Source organism: Corallococcus sp. CA054B (assembly GCF_003611625.1).
Classification (GTDB): Bacteria; Myxococcota; Myxococcia; order Myxococcales; family Myxococcaceae; genus Corallococcus; species Corallococcus coralloides.
Map to the genome: position 1 here is coordinate 18,054 of NZ_RAVY01000034.1, position 16,919 is coordinate 34,972.

At 67.5% G+C, this 16,919-nt stretch carries 15 protein-coding genes; 2 read left to right on the forward strand and 13 right to left on the reverse strand.

Annotated features, from left to right (window positions below; genetic code table 11):
* Positions 1-62: 62 nt before the first annotated feature.
* From D7V80_RS11335 to D7V80_RS11360, 6 genes are all read right to left on the reverse strand, one after another.
* Positions 63-1,106 carry a hypothetical protein gene (locus tag D7V80_RS11335; RefSeq protein ID WP_158616597.1) on the reverse strand — a complete coding sequence of 348 codons (1,044 nt, stop codon included), beginning with the start codon at positions 1,104-1,106 and terminating at the stop codon, positions 63-65.
* Entirely contained in the window at positions 1,052-1,561 is a 510-nt protein-coding gene (locus D7V80_RS11340) for a phage holin family protein (protein WP_120588198.1), read from the reverse strand. Before D7V80_RS11340 ends, D7V80_RS11335 begins: the two co-directional genes overlap by 55 nt.
* 11 nt (positions 1,562-1,572) lie before the next feature.
* A complete protein-coding gene (locus D7V80_RS11345; protein WP_120588163.1) occupies positions 1,573-2,004 on the reverse strand; it encodes a hypothetical protein in 432 nt (143 codons plus the stop codon).
* 388 nt (positions 2,005-2,392) lie between these two features.
* Positions 2,393-2,743 (reverse strand): hypothetical protein, encoded by a 351-nt coding sequence (locus D7V80_RS11350; protein WP_147447045.1) that lies wholly within the window; start codon positions 2,741-2,743, stop codon positions 2,393-2,395.
* A gap of 54 nt (positions 2,744-2,797) precedes the next feature.
* A complete protein-coding gene (locus D7V80_RS11355; RefSeq protein ID WP_120588165.1) occupies positions 2,798-3,391 on the reverse strand; it encodes a hypothetical protein in 594 nt (197 codons plus the stop codon).
* A 21-nt stretch (positions 3,392-3,412) separates the two neighbouring features.
* Entirely contained in the window at positions 3,413-5,005 is a 1,593-nt protein-coding gene (locus D7V80_RS11360; RefSeq protein ID WP_120588166.1) for a hypothetical protein, read from the reverse strand.
* Between the two features lie 322 nt (positions 5,006-5,327).
* Between D7V80_RS11360 and D7V80_RS11365 the strand changes: the two genes are divergently transcribed.
* Together D7V80_RS11365 and D7V80_RS11370 are read left to right on the forward strand one after the other, a co-directional pair.
* A complete protein-coding gene (locus D7V80_RS11365; protein ID WP_233585261.1) occupies positions 5,328-6,485 on the forward strand; it encodes an efflux RND transporter periplasmic adaptor subunit in 1,158 nt (385 codons plus the stop codon).
* Between the two features lie 21 nt (positions 6,486-6,506).
* Positions 6,507-9,614 carry an efflux RND transporter permease subunit gene (locus D7V80_RS11370; RefSeq protein WP_120588168.1) on the forward strand — a complete coding sequence of 1,036 codons (3,108 nt, stop codon included), beginning with the start codon at positions 6,507-6,509 and terminating at the stop codon, positions 9,612-9,614.
* A gap of 105 nt (positions 9,615-9,719) precedes the next feature.
* Here the strand turns inward: D7V80_RS11370 and D7V80_RS11375 are convergent, their stop codons facing one another.
* The 7 genes from D7V80_RS11375 to D7V80_RS11405 all read right to left on the reverse strand — a co-directional run bounded on the left by D7V80_RS11375 (position 9,720) and on the right by D7V80_RS11405 (position 16,898).
* A complete protein-coding gene (locus D7V80_RS11375) occupies positions 9,720-11,855 on the reverse strand; it encodes a glycosyltransferase (protein WP_120588169.1) in 2,136 nt (711 codons plus the stop codon).
* On the reverse strand, positions 11,852-12,706 hold the full coding sequence (locus D7V80_RS11380; RefSeq protein WP_120588170.1) for a glycosyltransferase family A protein: 855 nt from the start codon (positions 12,704-12,706) through the stop codon (positions 11,852-11,854). Before D7V80_RS11380 ends, D7V80_RS11375 begins: the two co-directional genes overlap by 4 nt.
* Positions 12,703-13,341 (reverse strand): hypothetical protein, encoded by a 639-nt coding sequence (locus D7V80_RS44090; protein ID WP_120588171.1) that lies wholly within the window; start codon positions 13,339-13,341, stop codon positions 12,703-12,705. Before D7V80_RS44090 ends, D7V80_RS11380 begins: the two co-directional genes overlap by 4 nt.
* 307 nt (positions 13,342-13,648) lie before the next feature.
* Positions 13,649-14,506 carry a glycosyltransferase family 2 protein gene (locus tag D7V80_RS11390; protein WP_120588172.1) on the reverse strand — a complete coding sequence of 286 codons (858 nt, stop codon included), beginning with the start codon at positions 14,504-14,506 and terminating at the stop codon, positions 13,649-13,651.
* A 32-nt stretch (positions 14,507-14,538) separates the two neighbouring features.
* The gene (locus D7V80_RS11395; protein WP_120588173.1) at positions 14,539-15,174 is read right to left on the reverse strand and encodes a hypothetical protein; all 636 of its coding nucleotides are present in this window, start codon (positions 15,172-15,174) and stop codon (positions 14,539-14,541) included.
* Positions 15,171-16,112: a 3-hydroxyacyl-CoA dehydrogenase family protein gene (locus D7V80_RS11400; protein WP_233585263.1), complete on the reverse strand. Its 942-nt coding sequence runs from the start codon at positions 16,110-16,112 to the stop codon at positions 15,171-15,173. Before D7V80_RS11400 ends, D7V80_RS11395 begins: the two co-directional genes overlap by 4 nt.
* Before the next feature lie 150 nt (positions 16,113-16,262).
* Positions 16,263-16,898, reverse strand: a complete 636-nt coding sequence (locus tag D7V80_RS11405; protein ID WP_120588175.1) for a hypothetical protein — start codon at positions 16,896-16,898, stop codon at positions 16,263-16,265.
* Positions 16,899-16,919: the final 21 nt, after the last annotated feature.

Consider the following 16,919-nt stretch of genomic DNA (forward strand, 5'->3'; position numbering starts at 1 on the left):
AGGCTCCCGGGTCAGACAGCCCAGACCCGGGAGGCCTCCGTGTATCAGGGACCTTCCGGTGCTCAGTGCACCTTCGGCGCAATCTGCTCCAGCGGCGGCAGCGGAGGGATTCCGCCGCTCGCGCCCATGGAGACGGTTTCAGCGCTGGACGTGTCCTCTTCGCTGCCCTCCAGCTGCTGGCTCACCTGGTCTCCCAGTTGGGCCAGTCCTTCCTGTGCGCGGCGCTTGGCGGGCTCCAGGAGCTGGCGCTCCTTGTCCGTCACCGGCAGCAGGCTCGCGGCCATCATGCCCAGGGCCACCGCGCCGAGCGCGAGTGCCAGGGGCTGTTCCTCCAGGGCCCGGTCGTACCACTGCGAGGTGCGTCCCCGGATGGCCTGGGGCGACGGCACGCGCTCGCGCAGGTGAGAAGCCTGGCTTCGCACGGTGTCCGCCGCGTCGTGGACCCGGCCGCGCACGGTGTCCGCGGCGCTGCTCACCCGGTCCTTCACGTTCTCCGTGGTGCTCCCCACGGTCTCCTTCGCCATGTGCAGCGCTTCGCTCGCGCGGTCCTTGAGGTGCATGCCCTCGTCCCGGCTGGACTCCTCGCGAGTGTTGTAGCCCTCGACGGGGATGACCCGGCCCGAACCGTAGGCGCCGGAGTACTCGCGCTCGGCCTCGTACAGGGGGATGCGCTCGCGGCCAGGGCCCACCGGAACCCGCTCATACTCGCGGACGCGGTACTCGCGCTCCTCGATGCGCGAGCGGAACGCCCGCTTCATCAACATGGAGCCGACCCCGGCTCCCAGCAGCGCGCCCAGCAGCCCCAGTCCCCGGGGCGTATGGGTGGCCTCATCCGTCCATTCATACGTCTTGCGCATCGCTGTCTCCTTGGCGTGTGATTTCCAGTCGAGCACCTTCTCGCGGGCCTGCTGTTTCAGCTCCTCGCGCTTCTCCGCGGCGAGCTGCTTCGCGTGCTCCGTCACCTCTTCCTTCTTCTCGAGCGCGAACTCCTTCGCGCGGGCCTTCAGCAGCTCGGGATTCGCGCGGCGGCCGAGCTCATCCGCCAGCACGCTCATGCGTGCCCGTGCATCTGCGATTTCGCGGAGCGCATCGTCGTGCTCGCCCATTGGCTGTCCTCCTTGAGGGTCTGGATGGTCTTGCGCGGTGCGTGGACCGCCTTGAGTCGCTTCGCTCCCACGGCGGCGATGCCCGCCCCCGCGGCGATGAGCAGCACGGTCACCAGCAGCGCGCTGGCCCACAGCGGCATCACCTGCGCGAGCGCGATGACCAGGAAGGCCACCAGCGCCATGGCGCCCAGGAAGAGCACCACGCCTCCCGCCGCGAGCATGCCGCCGCCCGCCGCGGCCTTCTTCGCCTCGGAGCGCATCTCCGTACGCGCGAGCGTGAACTCCGCCCGCAGCAGGTGCCGGCCCTGCTCGAGGAACTCGGACACGATCGAGCCAAGCGACTGCTCGCCCAGCGTGTCCGTGTCACGGAAGCCGTCTGACTGGGGGCGGGTCCGGACGTCGTCCGCGTCCAGCCCCATGTATTGACCGCGAGCGCGTGAGGATGAGGGATCCATGTCCATCCCCCTCACGCCTTGAGGAATCGCGCGGCGACGAAGCCGAGCAGTGCGCACCCCGCCAGCGCCACGCCCGGGCGCTCGCGCATCCGCGTCTGCGCCTGGCGCAGCAGCTCTTCCGTCGAGTTCTGTTCCAGGGTGTCGGACGCCTTGCGCACGAAGCCCACGGCGCTGCCGATGAGCTGCTGGGGAAGCTGCGTGTCCCCTTGACCGGAGATGGACTCCAGCTGCTTCGCGAAGCCGTTGAGGCTCTCCACCAGGACACCCTTGCGGGAGTCCACCTGGGAGAAGGCGCGCTGGCGGGTGATGCCGCCGATGCGCTTCACCTGCTCCTTGCCCTCCTGTTTCAGCCCCACCCGCTCACTGCCGCCTGCCGATGCGGACTGGCTCTCACTGTAGAAGCTGGGATTCTTCAGGCCCTCTTCCTCGATGATGCTGCCCATGTCGCAACCTCCCCCGGTGTGATGGGTTCATGTGTGCCGTTGAACGACTGCACATGAAGCTATGCAATCAGCCGGGGTCCGCTTGGAGGGCGGCGTGCGCTGGTCGTGGAGCAGGCGAAGTGGCGGACCCGCTTCACGCGGGCGGCAGGGGAATAGCGCGCCCGGGTGAGACGCGTTGTGTCTCAGTGCTGGTTCGCTGTGTCAGTCTCGGGTCCGGCGCCTGGACGAACGTACGATGCGCCGTGGCTCCCGTCAGGCCGTGGGTGCCCACGCGGCATGCCTCCCCGCCTGCTTGGGGAGCCCCAGTGGCCTCGGGCTCAGTGCCAGCCACCACTGGGACGCCGTTGTCCAGAAGCCCTGGTGCGCGCCGTGTCGCGCTGCGGCTGCATCAGCCGGCGATCGAGCGCGCCGCCGCCGCCGCGTCCGTCGCCGCGCTCAGCAGCCTCGTCACGGTGGCCTGCTGTGTCGTGACGGATTGCAGTTGCGCGACGACGCTCTTCATCTGTTGAAAGGTGTCCTCACTCACGAGCCCCAGCGTGCTGGCGTTCGCGGTGAGCGCCACGATGCGCGCCTGTATCGCATCGCGGTCCGCGCGCAGCGTTGGAAAGCGCAAGGCGATCATCACGCGCTCGTCCTCCGTTACGTCGGCGTCATCGATTCGATCCGCCAGCAGATTCACCGCTTTGTAGATGCGGATCCACGCCATCCCCAGCTCATTGAGCTTCTCGTTGACTGTCATGACCTCACCTCCCTCGTCGTAGGTACACCCCTGTCGTTCCATGCGCGGAGCACGTCATCGGGACTGCGTGAGCGGGGCGCTCGCGTCCTTCAGGGCTTCTGTCTGCTGTCTCTCCTGCGCGAGCGCCGCCTCCGCGTCTTCCTTGAGCTTCTTGAACTCCCCCTGCGTCTTCGACAGGTAGTCGGCCATGAACTTCGCCTGCTCGGCGATGGACTGCTCCTGTCCCAGCGCCGACAGCTTCGAGACCACCTCGTTCAGCTTGTCCTGGCGGATGGCCACTTTCGTGTCCGCTTCGGCGAGGAGCATCCGGTGTTGCTCCGCCTGCTTGTCGAGCGCATCGCTCACCTCCGCGGCGGTGTTCGTCGCGGCCAGGAGTTCCGCGAACACCTTCTGGCGCTTCTCGTCGCCCGCCACCTTGTACGCAGCGATGCGCTGGTCGACCTCCGCCCGGAGTCGGGCGTCCGCCGCCTCCTGTGCGTTCATCAGCGCCTGCCGCGCACGCACGACCTCCCGCCGCATGTCGATGAAGTCCTGCTCGCTCTTCTGGAACACCTCGACGGTCCCGGCGATGCGGACCTCGGGCCCTACGCCACCGCAGCCCATCACCACCAGGGTGCATCCGACCCACAGCCATCGAGTGCCAATCATCGTCCCATCCTTGGGTGAGGGTTACAGGGCGGTGGCGAGGCCAACCGCGGTGAAGCCCGCGATCTCCACGAGGAGGCGCGCCAGGTCCTCGGGTTTCACGCCGCCGGCATGCCGCTCCACCACGGCATTGATGGGGACCGCCAGGACGTTCTCCCACTGCCTGAGGGCAACCGCGGAGAGATCGAGCGCCTGCTGATGGAGGTCACCGTTGAGCTGGACCAGGGCAATGCGTGCCCGTCGCTCCCCGATGGACCATGAGTTCCCGTAGTGGATGAGCGCGGCCGCGAGATCGATCCTGCAAGTGCCGCTCGCCTCTTGGAGTGACTCCATCAAGGAGGGTTTGGCCGTGGCACAGGCACGCGCGGGGCCCGTCGCAATCCGCCGCGCCTCCAGGAGCAGGCGGAGTTCATCCTGAAGCGCCTCGATGCGCGTCCGAAGCAGGGTGCGCTGCCGCTCCGCATGCGCCAGGCGGGCATTGGCTGCCTCTGCCAGGCCCCGCAGTCGCTCCGCTTCAAGCAGCAGGACGGGCAGCCTCTCCGCTTTCGCGAGCTTGTCGATGTCGATCGCCGTCACCAATACTTGCTCGATACCGTTCGCGTCCCCCGGCTTGCCTTTGAGGATATGGTTGATTGCGAGGACCACTGCGTCGTACCGCGCAGTGGCCTCGGCGGCTTTTTCGGGGAGGTGTGCGTTGCCCTTGGCGGAGCCAAGCAGATCGAGCTTCGCCTTCAAGCTCTCCAAGGCCGCCTTGACGTCGCTCCCCTTGGACGCCGCTTCATCGTAAGCAGCGAGGGCCGTGTCGAACTCCTGCCTGGCTGTCTTCGCGTTCGTGGAGGATTGATCCAAGTCCGTGGAGAGCGCATCGAGTTCACGCTGCGCGTCCGGGATGAGGCCGGTGTCTATCCGCGGTGGCTGGGCGGCGAGCGCGTCGGTGCAGTCGGTGACATAGACTTGAGCCATGGCGATCCCTGCCTCCCCGGGGCTCGCCTTGGAGAGGGGGGCCCTGAGTGCTTCAAGTCCGCTCGTCGAACACGTCAATGGCAGCGCGGAGAGCCCTTGCGACTTGCGCGTGAGGTTGATCACTCGCCCCAGCTCCTTGAGCGAGGCTTCATTGCGTTCCTTCTTGTTCTGGAACCCCACATAGGCTTGAACCTGGCCGAGCACGGATGATTCGGCGCAGGCCACTCCGTCAGTCGAGCCCGTGAGGCATTGGTTCTGGACTGACAGGAGTCGCTCAATGCGAAAGTCGATGTCGCACAGCAGGCTGCCCGCCTTCCCGCCGCTCCACCTGGGACTGCACTCGCTGTTGCCTCCGCCACCTGCCAGTGGCTGCCCCAGGATCAGCGTGAGGGCATTGTCGCGCTCGACGTCCACGGAGCGCCGTACGGCGGTCAGTTCCAAATCAAGCATCTTCTGAGACAGTTCCCGCTCGTCATTGAGCGCTTCGCTCAGGCGGGCCTCTTTGAATGATGCTTGCATCTGCTGCGCCACCGCGTGCCGCCCGGCATGGTGGCAGCCCGTGGCGCCCATCAAGAGCGCAGCGAGCAGGACGGGCCACGGCCTCCTCGTGCTTGCGATTTCATCGCGCACTCTCTCGACCGAATGACCATGCATGACTGCCTCCTCTTGAGTTCCCAGTCGCGCTGCGCGGGCTCAGCCGGAAAGCATTGGCGGGCAAATCGTACGGGATAGCCACTCTTCTGGAGTGTGGTGCTCCGCACTCCCCTCCCCAAAGTGTCAGGGAGTGCGCCCATAACGACGTCATCGCGTGCGCGCTCGAAAAAGCGCGCACGAAGCCAACCCAGGGAGTGGTCACAACCTGAACAGATTTTCAAGGGCGCAAACGCACGAAGGTTCGGCTACAGGGCGGCGCATTCCCTGACACGGCTGCTTCTGTCAGCCCGTTGGTGCCACGATGCATGCCTCTGCTCCTGAAGTGCCTTCCGCCTCACAGCCCCGAGCCAGCCGCCTCAAGCGGTGGATCATCGGCGTGCTGCTCCTGCTCGGAATCTTCGCGGGACTCGCCGCCGTCAAGGCGGGGCAGATCGTCTCGATGATCAACGCCGGCGAGACCTTCGTGCAGCCGCCGGAGTCCGTCACGTCCGCCCAGGCGGAGTCCTTCGGCTGGCAGGGGACCCGGAGCGCTGTCGGCACCGTGCTGGCGCTCCGGGGCGTGACGCTGAGCGCGGAGCTGCCGGGCGTCGTCAACGACATCCGCTTCGAGAACGGCGCTTCGGTGAAGAAGGGCCAGGTGCTCGTCCAACTCGACACCTCCAGCGAGCAGGCCCAGCTGGCCGGCGCCGAGGCCGACGCGGAGCTCTCGCGGCTGACCCGCGAGCGCGCGGAGAAGCTCAACGCCCAGGGCGCCAACACCCAGTCGGAGCTGGATGCCGTCCGCGCACGGGCGCTCCAGTCCTCCGCCACCGTGGCCCACCTGAAGTCCCTCATCGCCAAGAAGACCATCCGCGCGCCCTTCGATGGCCGCATCGGCATCCGCCAGGTGGAGCTGGGACAGCTCGTCTCCCCGGGCAACCCCATCGCGTCGCTGCAGTCCTCCACCCCCGCGCTCGTGGAGTTCCAGCTGCCCCAGCAGGCGCTGGCCCAGGTGAAGCAGGGCCAGAAGGTGCGCCTGCGCGTCGACGTCTTCCCGGGCGAGTCCTGGGAAGGGGACCTCACCACCATCAACCCCGAGGTGGAGCTGTCCTCCCGCAACGTGCGCATGCGCGCCACCGTGCCCAACGCGGACGGCCGGCTGCTGCCCGGCATGTTCGTCAGCGTGGAGGTGCTCTCCGACGCCAGCGAGCAGGTGGTGGCCATTCCCGCCACCGCCGTGCTCTTCGCTCCCTACGGTGACTCGGTGTTCACCCTCTCCGAGGGCAAGGACGCCGCGGGCAAGACGGCCCTGCTGGCGCGGCAGCAGTTCGTGCGGCTGGGGGAGCGCCGGGGTGACTACGTCGCGGTGACGTCCGGCCTGAAGCCCGGGCAGACCGTGGTCAGCAGCGGCGTCTTCAAGCTGAGGAACGGCATGGCCGTCGTCGTGAACAACGCGCTGGCGCCGCCCATCGAGGTCGCACCCCAGCCGGTGAACCCTTAAGGGACGCAAGAAGGCGAACCCATGAAATTCACCGACCTCTTCATCCGGCGTCCGGTCGTGGCGCTGGTCGTCAACCTCATCATCATCATCGCCGGCCTGCAGGCCCTGCGCTCGCTCAACGTGCGGCAGTACCCGCGCAGCGAGAACGCCGACATCACCGTCACCACGGTCTACGTCGGCGCCAACGCGGAGCTCGTCCGTGGCTTCATCACCACGCCGCTGGAGCGCGTCATCGCGGCGGCGGACGGCATCGACTACGTCGAGTCCACCAGCTCGCAGAACATCTCCATCATCCGCGCCCGGCTCAAGCTCAACTACGACGCCAACCGCGCCCTGAGTGAGATCAGCGCCAAGGTCGACCAGGTGCGCGGCGACCTTCCGCCCGAGTCCCAGGTGCCCGTGATGGGCATCGAGTCCGCGGACAGCCAGTTCGCGGTCGCGTACCTCAACTTCACCTCCGACTTCCTCGAGCAGAACGAGCTGTCCGACTACCTGGTGCGCGTGGTGCAGCCCCGGCTGTCCTCGGTGGAGGGCGTGCAGCGCGCGGACATCCTCGGGGCGCGCACGTTCGCCATGCGGGTGTGGATGAAGCCGGACCAGATGGCCGCGCTCAACGTCAGCCCCATCCAGGTCCGTCAGGCGCTCGCCACGAACAACTCGCTCGCCGCGGTGGGCCAGACGAAGGGCTCGCTCGTGCAGGTGAACCTCACGGCGAACACGGGCCTGCGTTCGGTGGAGGAGTTCAAGCAGCTCATCGTCCGCAAGGATGGCGGCGCGGTGGTGCGGCTGTCGGACGTCGCGGACGTGGTGCTGGGCGCCGAGGACTACGACACCGACGTGACGCTCAACGGGAAGACGGCCGTCTTCGTCGGCATCTGGTCGCTGCCCAACGCCAACTCGCTGGACGTCATGCAGCGCATCCGCCAGGAGATGGACTCGCTCAAGAAGGACCTGCCGGAGCAGATCCACGGCGGCGTCGCCTTCGACGGCACGGACTACATCCAGAACGCCATCGACGAGGTGGTGAGCACGCTCATCGAGACGCTCATCATCGTCGTCATCGTCATCTTCCTGTTCCTGGGCTCGGTGCGCTCCATCCTGGTGCCGGTGGTGGCCATTCCGGTGTCACTCATCGGCACGGTGTTCCTGATGCAGGTGTTCGGCTTCACGGTGAACCTGCTCACCCTGCTCGCGGTGGTGCTGTCGGTGGGCCTGGTCGTGGACGACGCCATCGTCGTGGTGGAGAACGTGGAGCGCCACCTGCGTGCCGGCCTGCGCCCGGTGGACGCCGCCATCAAGAGCGCGCGCGAGCTGGTGGGGCCCATCATCGCCATGACGCTCACGCTCGCCGCGGTGTACGCGCCCATCGCCTTCCAGGGCGGGCTCACGGGCTCGCTGTTCCGCGAATTCGCGCTCACGCTGGCCGGAGCGGTGACCCTGTCAGGCGTGGTGGCGCTGACGCTCTCCCCGATGATGTCCTCCGTGCTCCTGAAGGCGGGCCACGAGGACAAGGGACTCGCGGGCGTCATCAACCGCGGCTTCGAGCGCCTGCGGGCCGCGTACGCCCGTACCCTGGACAGCTCGCTGCTCGTCCGCGGGCCCATCTACGCGGCGTGGATCTTCCTGAGCTTGCTCGCGCTGGTGATGTTCAACCAGTCGGCCCGGGAGCTGGCGCCCGTGGAGGACCAGGACTTCGTCATCGGCATCATGAGCACGCCGTCCAACGCCACCCTGGATCAGCTGAAGCCGTCCGTGACCAAGACGAGCGAGCTGCTGATGGACATGCCGGAGTCCAGCTTCAACTTCCAGATCGTGCAGCCGAGCAACGGCTTCTGGGGCCTGGTGCTGAAGCCGTTCAAGGAGCGCCAGCGGACCACGGCGCAGGTGATGGCGGAGGCGCAGGAGCGGGTGAACACCATCCCGGCGGTCCAGACGTTCACCCTCCAGCCCCCCGCGCTGCCGGGCGGTGGCAACTTCCCGGTGGAGTTCGTCATCGCCTCCACGGCGGAGGCGGACGAGCTGCTGGGCTTCGCGCAGCAGCTCCAGGAGAAGGCGACGCAGAGCGGGTTGTTCGCCTTCCCGCCCATCATCGACGTGAAGCTGGACCAGCCCCAGTCGGAGCTCGAGGTCGACCGCGAGAAGGTGGCGCAGCTGGGCCTGAACCTGGGGACCGTGGGCCAGGACCTGGGGTCCGCAGTGGGCGGCAACTTCGTCAACCGGTTCAACATCGCCGGCCGCAGCTACAAGGTCATCCCGCAGGTCCTGCGCTCCTCCCGCCTCACGCCGGAGCAGCTCAAGGACATCCACGTCACCGGTCCCGACGGCAAGCTCGTGGCCCTGTCCGCCATCGCGTCCCTCAAGGACAAGGTGGCGCCCCGGTCGCTCAACCGCTTCCAGCAGCTCAATGCGGTGAAGCTCAGCGGCGTGGCCATCCGCCCGCTGGACGAGGCGCTCACGTACCTGGAGACGGAGGCCGCGCGCATCCTGCCCGCGGGCTACCGCATCGACTACACGGGCGAGTCCCGGCAGCTGCGCACGGAGGGGGACTCGTTCGCCCCGGCGTTCGGGCTGGCGGTGGTGCTGATCTTCCTGGTGCTCGCGGCCCAGTTCAACAGCTTCCGGGATCCGCTCATCATCCTGGCCGGGTCGGTGCCGCTGGCGCTCTTTGGCGCGCTGGTGACCACGTTCCTGCGGATGCCGAACCCGATGATGCCGTACTTCACGGACAGCTTCACCACCACGCTCAACATCTACTCACAGGTGGGGTTGGTGACGCTGGTGGGCCTCATCGCGAAGAACGGCATCCTCATCGTGGACTTCGCCAACCGCCTCCAGGAGGAGGGCAGGTCGAAGCTCGAGGCGGTGAAGGAAGCGGCCTCCGAGCGGCTCCGTCCCATCCTGATGACAACGGTGGCCACGGTCGCGGGCCACTTCCCGCTCGTCCTGGTGTCGGGCCCGGGCGCGGCGGCGCGCAACAGCATCGGGCTCGTGCTGGTGACGGGCATGGCGCTGGGCACGCTCTTCACCCTCTACTTCGTGCCTGCCATCTACCTGCTCATCGCCAAGACGCGCACCGTGGCCGCCAGCGAAGCCTCGGAGCTCCAGCAGGCGCCTGACGCCGCTGCGTAGAGGCGGGAAGGCTATGGGCTCTTTCGGTCTGCTCACGGTACGCGTGGGCAGATCGCGAGGGTTTTCGAGGACGATGCTTCGCAGTCCCGCTCCAGTGGATGCCGCTCAGCTCCGTTTCGCGAGGATGCGTCGGATGATGTCGTCCTTGACGGCTCGCACCTCGGGAGTGCGAGGCGTCGAGCGTTCGTGGAAGTAGAGATACTCCGGGATGTACACGGGCTGTCGGCACGCCTCGACGATGGGGAGCATCGTCGCGTAGTCGGTGCACTGCTCGATCCACCGTCCGTCGAGCTGCAGGTCTTCTGGTGGGATGGCGTCGAAGAGCCGCTTCCTGAAGGCGCGCAGGTGAATCCATACCTCGCCGCCCCAGTGCCTCCGCGGCTCTACGAAGTCGGGGTGGTAGAGCTTCGTCGGCTTGTCCGGCCGGAACATGGACGCCAACACGACATCGCAGCCCCGCTCATACTCGGCTCGCAGCCGGCCGACGGCAGCGCGGCTCAGCAGCGCATCATCCATGTCGAGTACCACCACGAGCGCTTCCGGATTGGCACAGAGCTCACGGATGCCCAGCCGGAAGTTGGGGATTCGTCCCGCATGCCATGCGTGCCGCACCAGCGTGCATCGGTCCCGGAATGGCTCAAGCAGGGAGCCCAGCCGCCAGGGCGACAGCCCTTCACTGGCGTCGTCGATGAGGACGACTCCGAAGCGCGGATCCTCTTGCATGGCAAGGCTTCCGAGACAGCGCCGCACCCGTGACAGGCCCGCGTTTCGCCCCTTGATGAGGAACACGATGGACTCTCGGCGTGGCTCATACGTCCAGTCCTTGGCGTGCCCCGTGAGATCCCATTGGCCCCTCTGCACGTCTGGCACGCGTCCCTGGCCGACCAGGTCACGTGCACGGGCGAGGAACACCTCATCCGTCTTCAAGGTGTTCGGAGGGTGGACGTAGAAGGTCCGTGCATCGCCGCCGCGCAGGGTCCTCAATCCATGCCGCTGTTGGTGCCCCTCCAGCGAGCGGTACCAGGAGCGCGCGAGCCGCCCATCGACGAGTTCGTTTGGAAGTGGCCGGCACGCACGAACCCGCTCCAGGTCGAGCAGGCCACAGCGCACCTCGGGGACGAACGCGCCGGAGGGCGCATCGTACGGCCGCGACGCCACTTCCGCGGGCTGCGGGATGTTGAACGCCACTCCCAGGACGTCCTCCGGCGATGCGGCCGCCCGCATCTCTTCAAGATAGTCGTGCCCGAAGTCGCAACGGCCGACGAGCACGTCGAGGTCGCACTGGAGCACATACCGGGTCCGTACCTGGTCGAAGCCCCAGAGTTGCGGAGTGATGGGGACGCCGCGCGCGGAGTGCGAGGCTCCACATGAGAGGCCGAACCACGTTGCGTTCACCTCCGCGATGAGTCCCGGCTCCTGGGGCGCAACCCAGACCTCGTCGAGGGTTCCCTCCTGCTGAAGCTGCTGTGCCGAGGAGAGCAGGCCCGGCAGGTCCCCCGGCGCGTATTCGCGCAGAAACGGGCCAGGGAACGGATCCACGAGGAGGACGCGTCTTGTGAATCGGCGCGGAGATTCGAGCTGCCCGACGATGTGCCGCACCTGCGTGAGGAGCGCCGCCACATCCATCGCGCACGCCTTGATGAGGAGCGTCACGTCGGAGGCCGGTGCGAGCTCCCTTGGCTCTGGCAATCCGGCGGTTCGCCACTGCCGATGCGCATGCTCGGTGAGCAACTCCCGGTAGAAGTCGGTGAAGCCAGGGAGGCTCGTGAGCGCGCCGTCCTCGCGCAACTCACGGCTGCGCTGTCGAAGCGCCTCATCCGTCCAACCGAGCGCGGCAAGGGAAAACGCCCTCGCCGCGGCGTCACGGAAGTAGTCGACGTTCATCGGGACGATCCACGCACCGATGTCGACGAACGTCAGCCCGCCCCCAGGGCGCCGACGGAAGTTCGCGCGCTTGATGTTCGCGCAGACGAGATTCTTTTCGAGACAGAAGAGGAGGAAGTCCCTGAGCTCGTCCAGGGTCATGTCCTCGGCGGAACCCGTCTCGAACCAGGGATAGCACAACACCCAGGTCTCTTCGGTGAACGTCCACTCCGGTTCGGGAATGAATGGCATGGTGCCGCGGAGTGCACGGCTCAACCAGTCCACCTTCGATGGGTCGATGGCGCCCGGATGGAATCGCTTTTCGACGAAGTCGCCGACGCGCCGGACGACTCCCTCCTGGCCCGCCCCCAGAATCATCGTGCGTCGCCCTGCGGAGCGACCCACGCTTGCGCCTGCGCGAACAGCGCCTGCCGTGAGGCGATGTATCGCTCCGAACGTCGGTTCGCCGCCGTCACATCTCCTCTCAGATTGTAATCGCAGTACAGCGGGTCCTTGAGCACCGCGCCTGAAAGAGCGTGGTTCAACAGCAGGTCCGCGACGAGCCAGTGGTCCTCGGCACTCCCGGCCTCCGGGTAGCGCCAACCCGCTCGTGGACGCAGCAGGAGGTTGCAGGAGGGCAGCTCGTTCCCGGCGGTGCCCTCGGCCATGGACCTTAGGACGGAGAGCACATGGTCCGGTTGCAGGAGCGCATCCGTCGCGGGGTTCATCCGCTCAAGAAGCCGTCCGTCCTGGACGAGCCGGTTCCCTCCGAGCACCCAGTGTGCATCGCGCCGGTCGCCCAACTCGCACGCCGCAGCCAGGGATTGCACGGTCGAGAAGCAGTCATCCGCGTCAAGCCGAGCGACCCATCGTGCGTTGCGCATCGCCTCGTCGACGAAGGAGAGCGCCGCATTGCGCGCTCGAGAAGGAGAGCCGCACTGCATGCGGCAGACCACGAGCGGAAGCCGTTGTCGGAAGCGTCCGACCGTCACGGCCCAATCGTCACTCGAGCCGTCATCGATCACCAGGATACCCAGGCCGCCAGCGGGGCGTTCCTGCTTCGCGATGGACTCGAGACAGCGGGCGAGCGGCCCGGCCTGGTCGTGAACGTTGACCGCGACCACCACCTCGGAGTCCCACGCGTGCGGTTCGCTGGCGACCGCCACCACCAGCGCCCCGGAAACACTCACGGCCCGAGCGTGTCCGAATCCTGCGAGCTCCGGCGTCATGTCGGCTTCCCGAAACGGGGAGCCATTGGCGCGGACACAGGCGCGGCGGCTTCGCCGGCGAGTACCGTGGGGAGCGGCCGGCCCGGCTTGTGCTTTCGCCACCAGGCCCGGTAGAGCGCAATCCAGGAGGGGGACATGCGCTCCTCAAGCAGCGCAGGCCGGAGGTTCGTGGGCACGTAGTGTCCGTCTCGGAACCGCCCGCACAGCCGGCAGTTGCGCTCGACGAGGTCCGCCATGTCATCGTCATCGCCGGGAAGCTCGCGCCGGCCGCCGCCCTCTCCGGTGATGCGCGCCACCCCGCCCGCCACGGCGCACGGGAAGTAGCCGAGCGGCGTGAGCCCCATCCCGCAGTCGCGCATGATGGCGCAGCCATTGCGGAAGTCGGCGTGCCGGTAGGCGGCATCGTCCACCGGCGCAAGGTTGAAGGGGCCGAAGGCCGGCTGCACCTCGCCCGTTTTGGCGGAGTTCTCGATCCAGATGTCCGCTGGCAGCCGGGAGAGCTTCGACCGGACGGCCTCCCCATGCCCGTTGGTCACGACCTCGATGAGGCACTCCGGATGCGACTGGCGGTAGCGGCGCAGTTCCTCAATGATGGCGAAGAAGGCGGGATGGAGCGTCGGCTCGCCCCCCAGCACGCGGATGCGCCGCCAGCGCTTCCCTCGTGAGAGGGATTGATCGACGAAAGAGGTTACGGCTTCAAGAGGCAGGTGGAGTGCCTCCGGAGCCTGCCTCACGGAGCGGTTGCAGTTGAAGCAGTTCAGGTTGCAGAGATAGGTGATGTCTATCTCGATGAGTTCCTGGCTGCGGCGGTACTGAGGTCCAAGTACGTGTGTGAAGCTTCGGGAGACTCGCTGATGGCGCCACCATGCCCGCGCCCGGTACCACAGCCGTAGCGGGAGCAACCACCGGCCCGATGCCTTCGGCGGCCTGCCGAAGCTGCTCTCAGACGCTCTCATGCAGATCCCCCCACGGCCGCTGGTGCGGGGGAACATCTTCCCCTCGCGCTTCGATTTCGGTGCGGCGCACGCCGAACAGCCCTTCGGCGCGCGAGAAGAACGCTTCGGCCTGGGCTTTCGACATCTCACCACCGTAGAGCCGCCAGAACCAGCGCAAGCCCGAGATTTTCGCCGGTGAGCGCGGTGACGACAGCGCATCCCCTTGGGTGGACAGGTGCCAGGTCGCGGTCCACTGGCCAGTGTATGCGACCCTGCTCTCCGGTGTCCTCAGCAGGCGGATGGCGAGGTCCCTGTCGTTGAGGCTCCGAAGCCCATCCCGGAATCCCCGAACCGTCGCCCACAGGCGCCGGGACACGAACGTATTCGACCCCTGCCATCCCGGATTCCCGACGAGGAAGTCGCCGGGAACAAGCCCTTCCGGAAGTGAGCGCTCCCGCTCGAGGCCATCCATCACCAGCCGGAGTCCGGACACGACGATGTCTGCCCTCGCACGCTCTGCGGCATGGAGGTTCTCGGCGACATGCGACGCCTCCCAGGTGTCGTCATCGTCGAGGAGGGCTACGAATCCGTCGCGTGAGCGGGCGAGCAGATGCTCCAGGCCGGTGTTCCACGCGCCCGCTGCCCCCGGGGTCCTCCGGTTGTCGAGCACCACGAGAGGCAGCGGATGGAGTAGTTCTCGCAGCGCCGCCTGCTGCTCGGCATTGAATGACGCACCGTCATTCACCACGACGACCTCGCGAACCGCGTGGGTCTGCTGGTGGATGGAGGGCAAGGAACGCCCGACAAGAAGCTCCCAGCGGTTTCGCGTGGCAACCAGCGCCGAGCATCCTGGAAGGGGGGGCATCCCTCCTTTCTCAGCGCGGTCTGTCGGCAGGTTCAAGCGCTATTGCCAATTCCAGGCGCCACATCCTTTGACTTCTCGCCAGATTCCGGAGTGCGCATGCGGATGGCCAGCGCACGGCAGCTTGCTTCGGGCGCTGTGTCGGCGGGCGGAGCCCACGCTCCGAGCGAGTGGTAGAGCCTGCCTTCGCGCCGCTCCAGGTAGAGGATCATGTTGAGCGGCCAGCCGCTGCCCTGGAACAGGTGCCGGTCCATGGGCGTGGGCTCCTGGCTGACGCGCAGGCCTCGCTCGTGGGGCGGGCCGATGCGGTGCCAGTCCGGGTGCAGGTGGATGGAGCCGAGCACCTCCAGCCCCTCGGCCTCGGCCTCGGCGGTGATGCGCAGCAGCTCGCGGGGCTCGCACCAGTAGCCGCGCCGGCCGTTGGCGTAGCAGGCGCCGAAGCGGGGGATGATGGCTGCTTCGAACTCCTGGAGCACGGAGTCGTCCGTCTCGCGGATGTTGGTGGCGAAGCCCACGCGCTCCACGTGCATCGCGTCGTCCGTGAAGCGCCCCAGCAGCACGGCCCAGCTGCGCGGCGGGAGCTCCGGCGTGCACGCCGTGTACTCCCGGACGGCGTCCGCCATGAAGTCAGACAGCGCCGCCGGATCCACGAGCACGACGTCGGCGCTCATTCCTCGGACTCCGGTGTGGGGAGGCGGCCCGCGGCCCGGTCCTCGCGCAGCTGCGTGATGAGGTGGCGGGCCATGCGCTCCTCGAAGGCGGCGGCGCTGTCTGGCGTCCACGGATAGAAGCCCTGGCCCGTCTTCAAGCCCAGCTCGCCCTGGTCCACCTTCTGGGCGAGCACCGGCGGCACCGGGCGCCCCGAGCCGCGCAGGACGTTGGTGATGAAGTCCAGGCCCACGAGGTCCAGCCGGTCGAAGATGCCAGAGGCGCCCAGGCGCCGCCCGATGCCCTGGGTGAGCACGCGGTCCACCATCTCCGGCGTGGCCACGCCCTCCGTCACGATCCGGAGCGCTTCTCCGATGAGCGCCTGTTGCAGGCGTGGTCCCACCGAGCCCGGCACGTCCCGCGTGAAGACCACGGGCGACTTGCCCAGTTCTTCAAGGAAGCGCCGCACCGTCTCCACCGCGTCGGGTGACGTCTTCTCGCCGGGGATGACGTCCACCAGCGGCACCAGGTGCGCGGGCAGGTAGTAGTGCGCGGAGAGGACCCGCTCGGGGTGCGCGCAGTCGCGGGCAATGGCTGTCACGCTCAGCGCGGTGGTGTTGGTGGCGAGCAGGGTGTCCGGTGCCGCGAGCCGGTCCAACTCCTTGAAGAGCTGCTGCTTGAGCGCCAGGTCCTCGGGGATGGACTCGATGACCAGGTCCTGAACCACGGCGGCCTCGGCGAGCACCGTGGTGCGATGGATGCGCGCGAGCGCGGTGGTGCGTTGCTCCGCGCCGAGCATCCCTGCCTCCACCAGCAGCGCGGCGTCGCGCTCCAGCTTCACGCGCGCTGCCTCGCTGCTCTGCGCCTGCCTGTTGAAGAGCACCACCTGTCTGCCGGCGATGGCGAGCTCGAGTGCGATGCCGCACCCCATGGCCCCGCCGCCGACAACGCCAATCCTCATCAGCCGCTTGTGTCTCATGCGACGCGAGCGTGGCCGCCCGCCGCACACATGGCAATTACTTGAACGGTGGCTGCAATTGTCCAGGGCGCATGCGTGACGCACCGTGCCTTGTTGGCGCGCTGCGAGGCCCGGCTCGCGAGCCACCGCCGGTCAGGCTTGCGTCGATACCTCATCCCAGCGGTCCACCCGCCACCGGTACAGCTTCGGGAGTTCATCGCTGTCCGCCCAGTCCTTCGGGTGGAGGATGAAGCCGCAGTACACCTCTTCGCCAGGCACGTGCGGCGCGATGCACGAGAGCACCTTCAGGAACGCAGCAGGGTTGTGGGTCAGGGGACCGACGAACAGGCTCTGGGGGGCCGCGCCACACACCAACTTGCTGAAGTCCTCGGCGGCCTCGGCGGTGTCCTGTGCGAGCTCGGATTCCATCTGGAACAGGGGGGCTTGGATGAAGTCCAGCAGACCAACGTCGGCGCGGATGGCCGGTGGGCATTTCTCCATGACGCAGGCGAGCACATCGAACAGGAACTCGCTGCGCTGGCTGCCACCGCGCTTGAAGTGCTGCGCGGGTCGCGTCTTCCGGAAGACGCACACGCCTGGGACCTGGGCGTAGTGCTGAACGAGCTGTCCTGCGAATGCCTCGATGAACGCGGCACTTCTCCGCGCGTGGAGATGCTCCTGGATGGGGCGCCATGAAAGGTCATCGGCCCTCGCGAGCCGGTAGGCCTGCGCGAGATGGCGAGCGAGGTCGTCTTCCGTGAGGAGTCGCGGTGGCTGGCGGGCGTTCATGCCCCCAGCGTATCGGTTCCA

Excerpts from the sequence above, each read along its gene's own strand:
- D7V80_RS11370 (WP_120588168.1), top strand. The coding sequence starts at position 6,507 with ATGAAATTCACCGACCTCTTCATCCGGCGTCCGGTCGTGGCGCTGGTC.
- D7V80_RS11395 (WP_120588173.1), bottom strand. The coding sequence starts at position 15,174 with ATGAGCGCCGACGTCGTGCTCGTGGATCCGGCGGCGCTGTCTGACTTC.
- D7V80_RS11355 (WP_120588165.1), bottom strand. The coding sequence starts at position 3,391 with ATGATTGGCACTCGATGGCTGTGGGTCGGATGCACCCTGGTGGTGATG.
- D7V80_RS11405 (WP_120588175.1), bottom strand. The coding sequence starts at position 16,898 with ATGAACGCCCGCCAGCCACCGCGACTCCTCACGGAAGACGACCTCGCT.
- D7V80_RS11375 (WP_120588169.1), bottom strand. The coding sequence starts at position 11,855 with ATGATTCTGGGGGCGGGCCAGGAGGGAGTCGTCCGGCGCGTCGGCGAC.
- D7V80_RS11380 (WP_120588170.1), bottom strand. The coding sequence starts at position 12,706 with ATGACGCCGGAGCTCGCAGGATTCGGACACGCTCGGGCCGTGAGTGTT.
- D7V80_RS11340 (WP_120588198.1), bottom strand. The coding sequence starts at position 1,561 with ATGGATCCCTCATCCTCACGCGCTCGCGGTCAATACATGGGGCTGGAC.
- D7V80_RS11345 (WP_120588163.1), bottom strand. The coding sequence starts at position 2,004 with ATGGGCAGCATCATCGAGGAAGAGGGCCTGAAGAATCCCAGCTTCTAC.
- D7V80_RS11335 (WP_158616597.1), bottom strand. The coding sequence starts at position 1,106 with ATGGGCGAGCACGACGATGCGCTCCGCGAAATCGCAGATGCACGGGCA.
- D7V80_RS11350 (WP_147447045.1), bottom strand. The coding sequence starts at position 2,743 with ATGACAGTCAACGAGAAGCTCAATGAGCTGGGGATGGCGTGGATCCGC.
- D7V80_RS11400 (WP_233585263.1), bottom strand. The coding sequence starts at position 16,112 with ATGAGGATTGGCGTTGTCGGCGGCGGGGCCATGGGGTGCGGCATCGCA.
- D7V80_RS11360 (WP_120588166.1), bottom strand. The coding sequence starts at position 5,005 with ATGCATGGTCATTCGGTCGAGAGAGTGCGCGATGAAATCGCAAGCACG.
- D7V80_RS11390 (WP_120588172.1), bottom strand. The coding sequence starts at position 14,506 with ATGCCCCCCCTTCCAGGATGCTCGGCGCTGGTTGCCACGCGAAACCGC.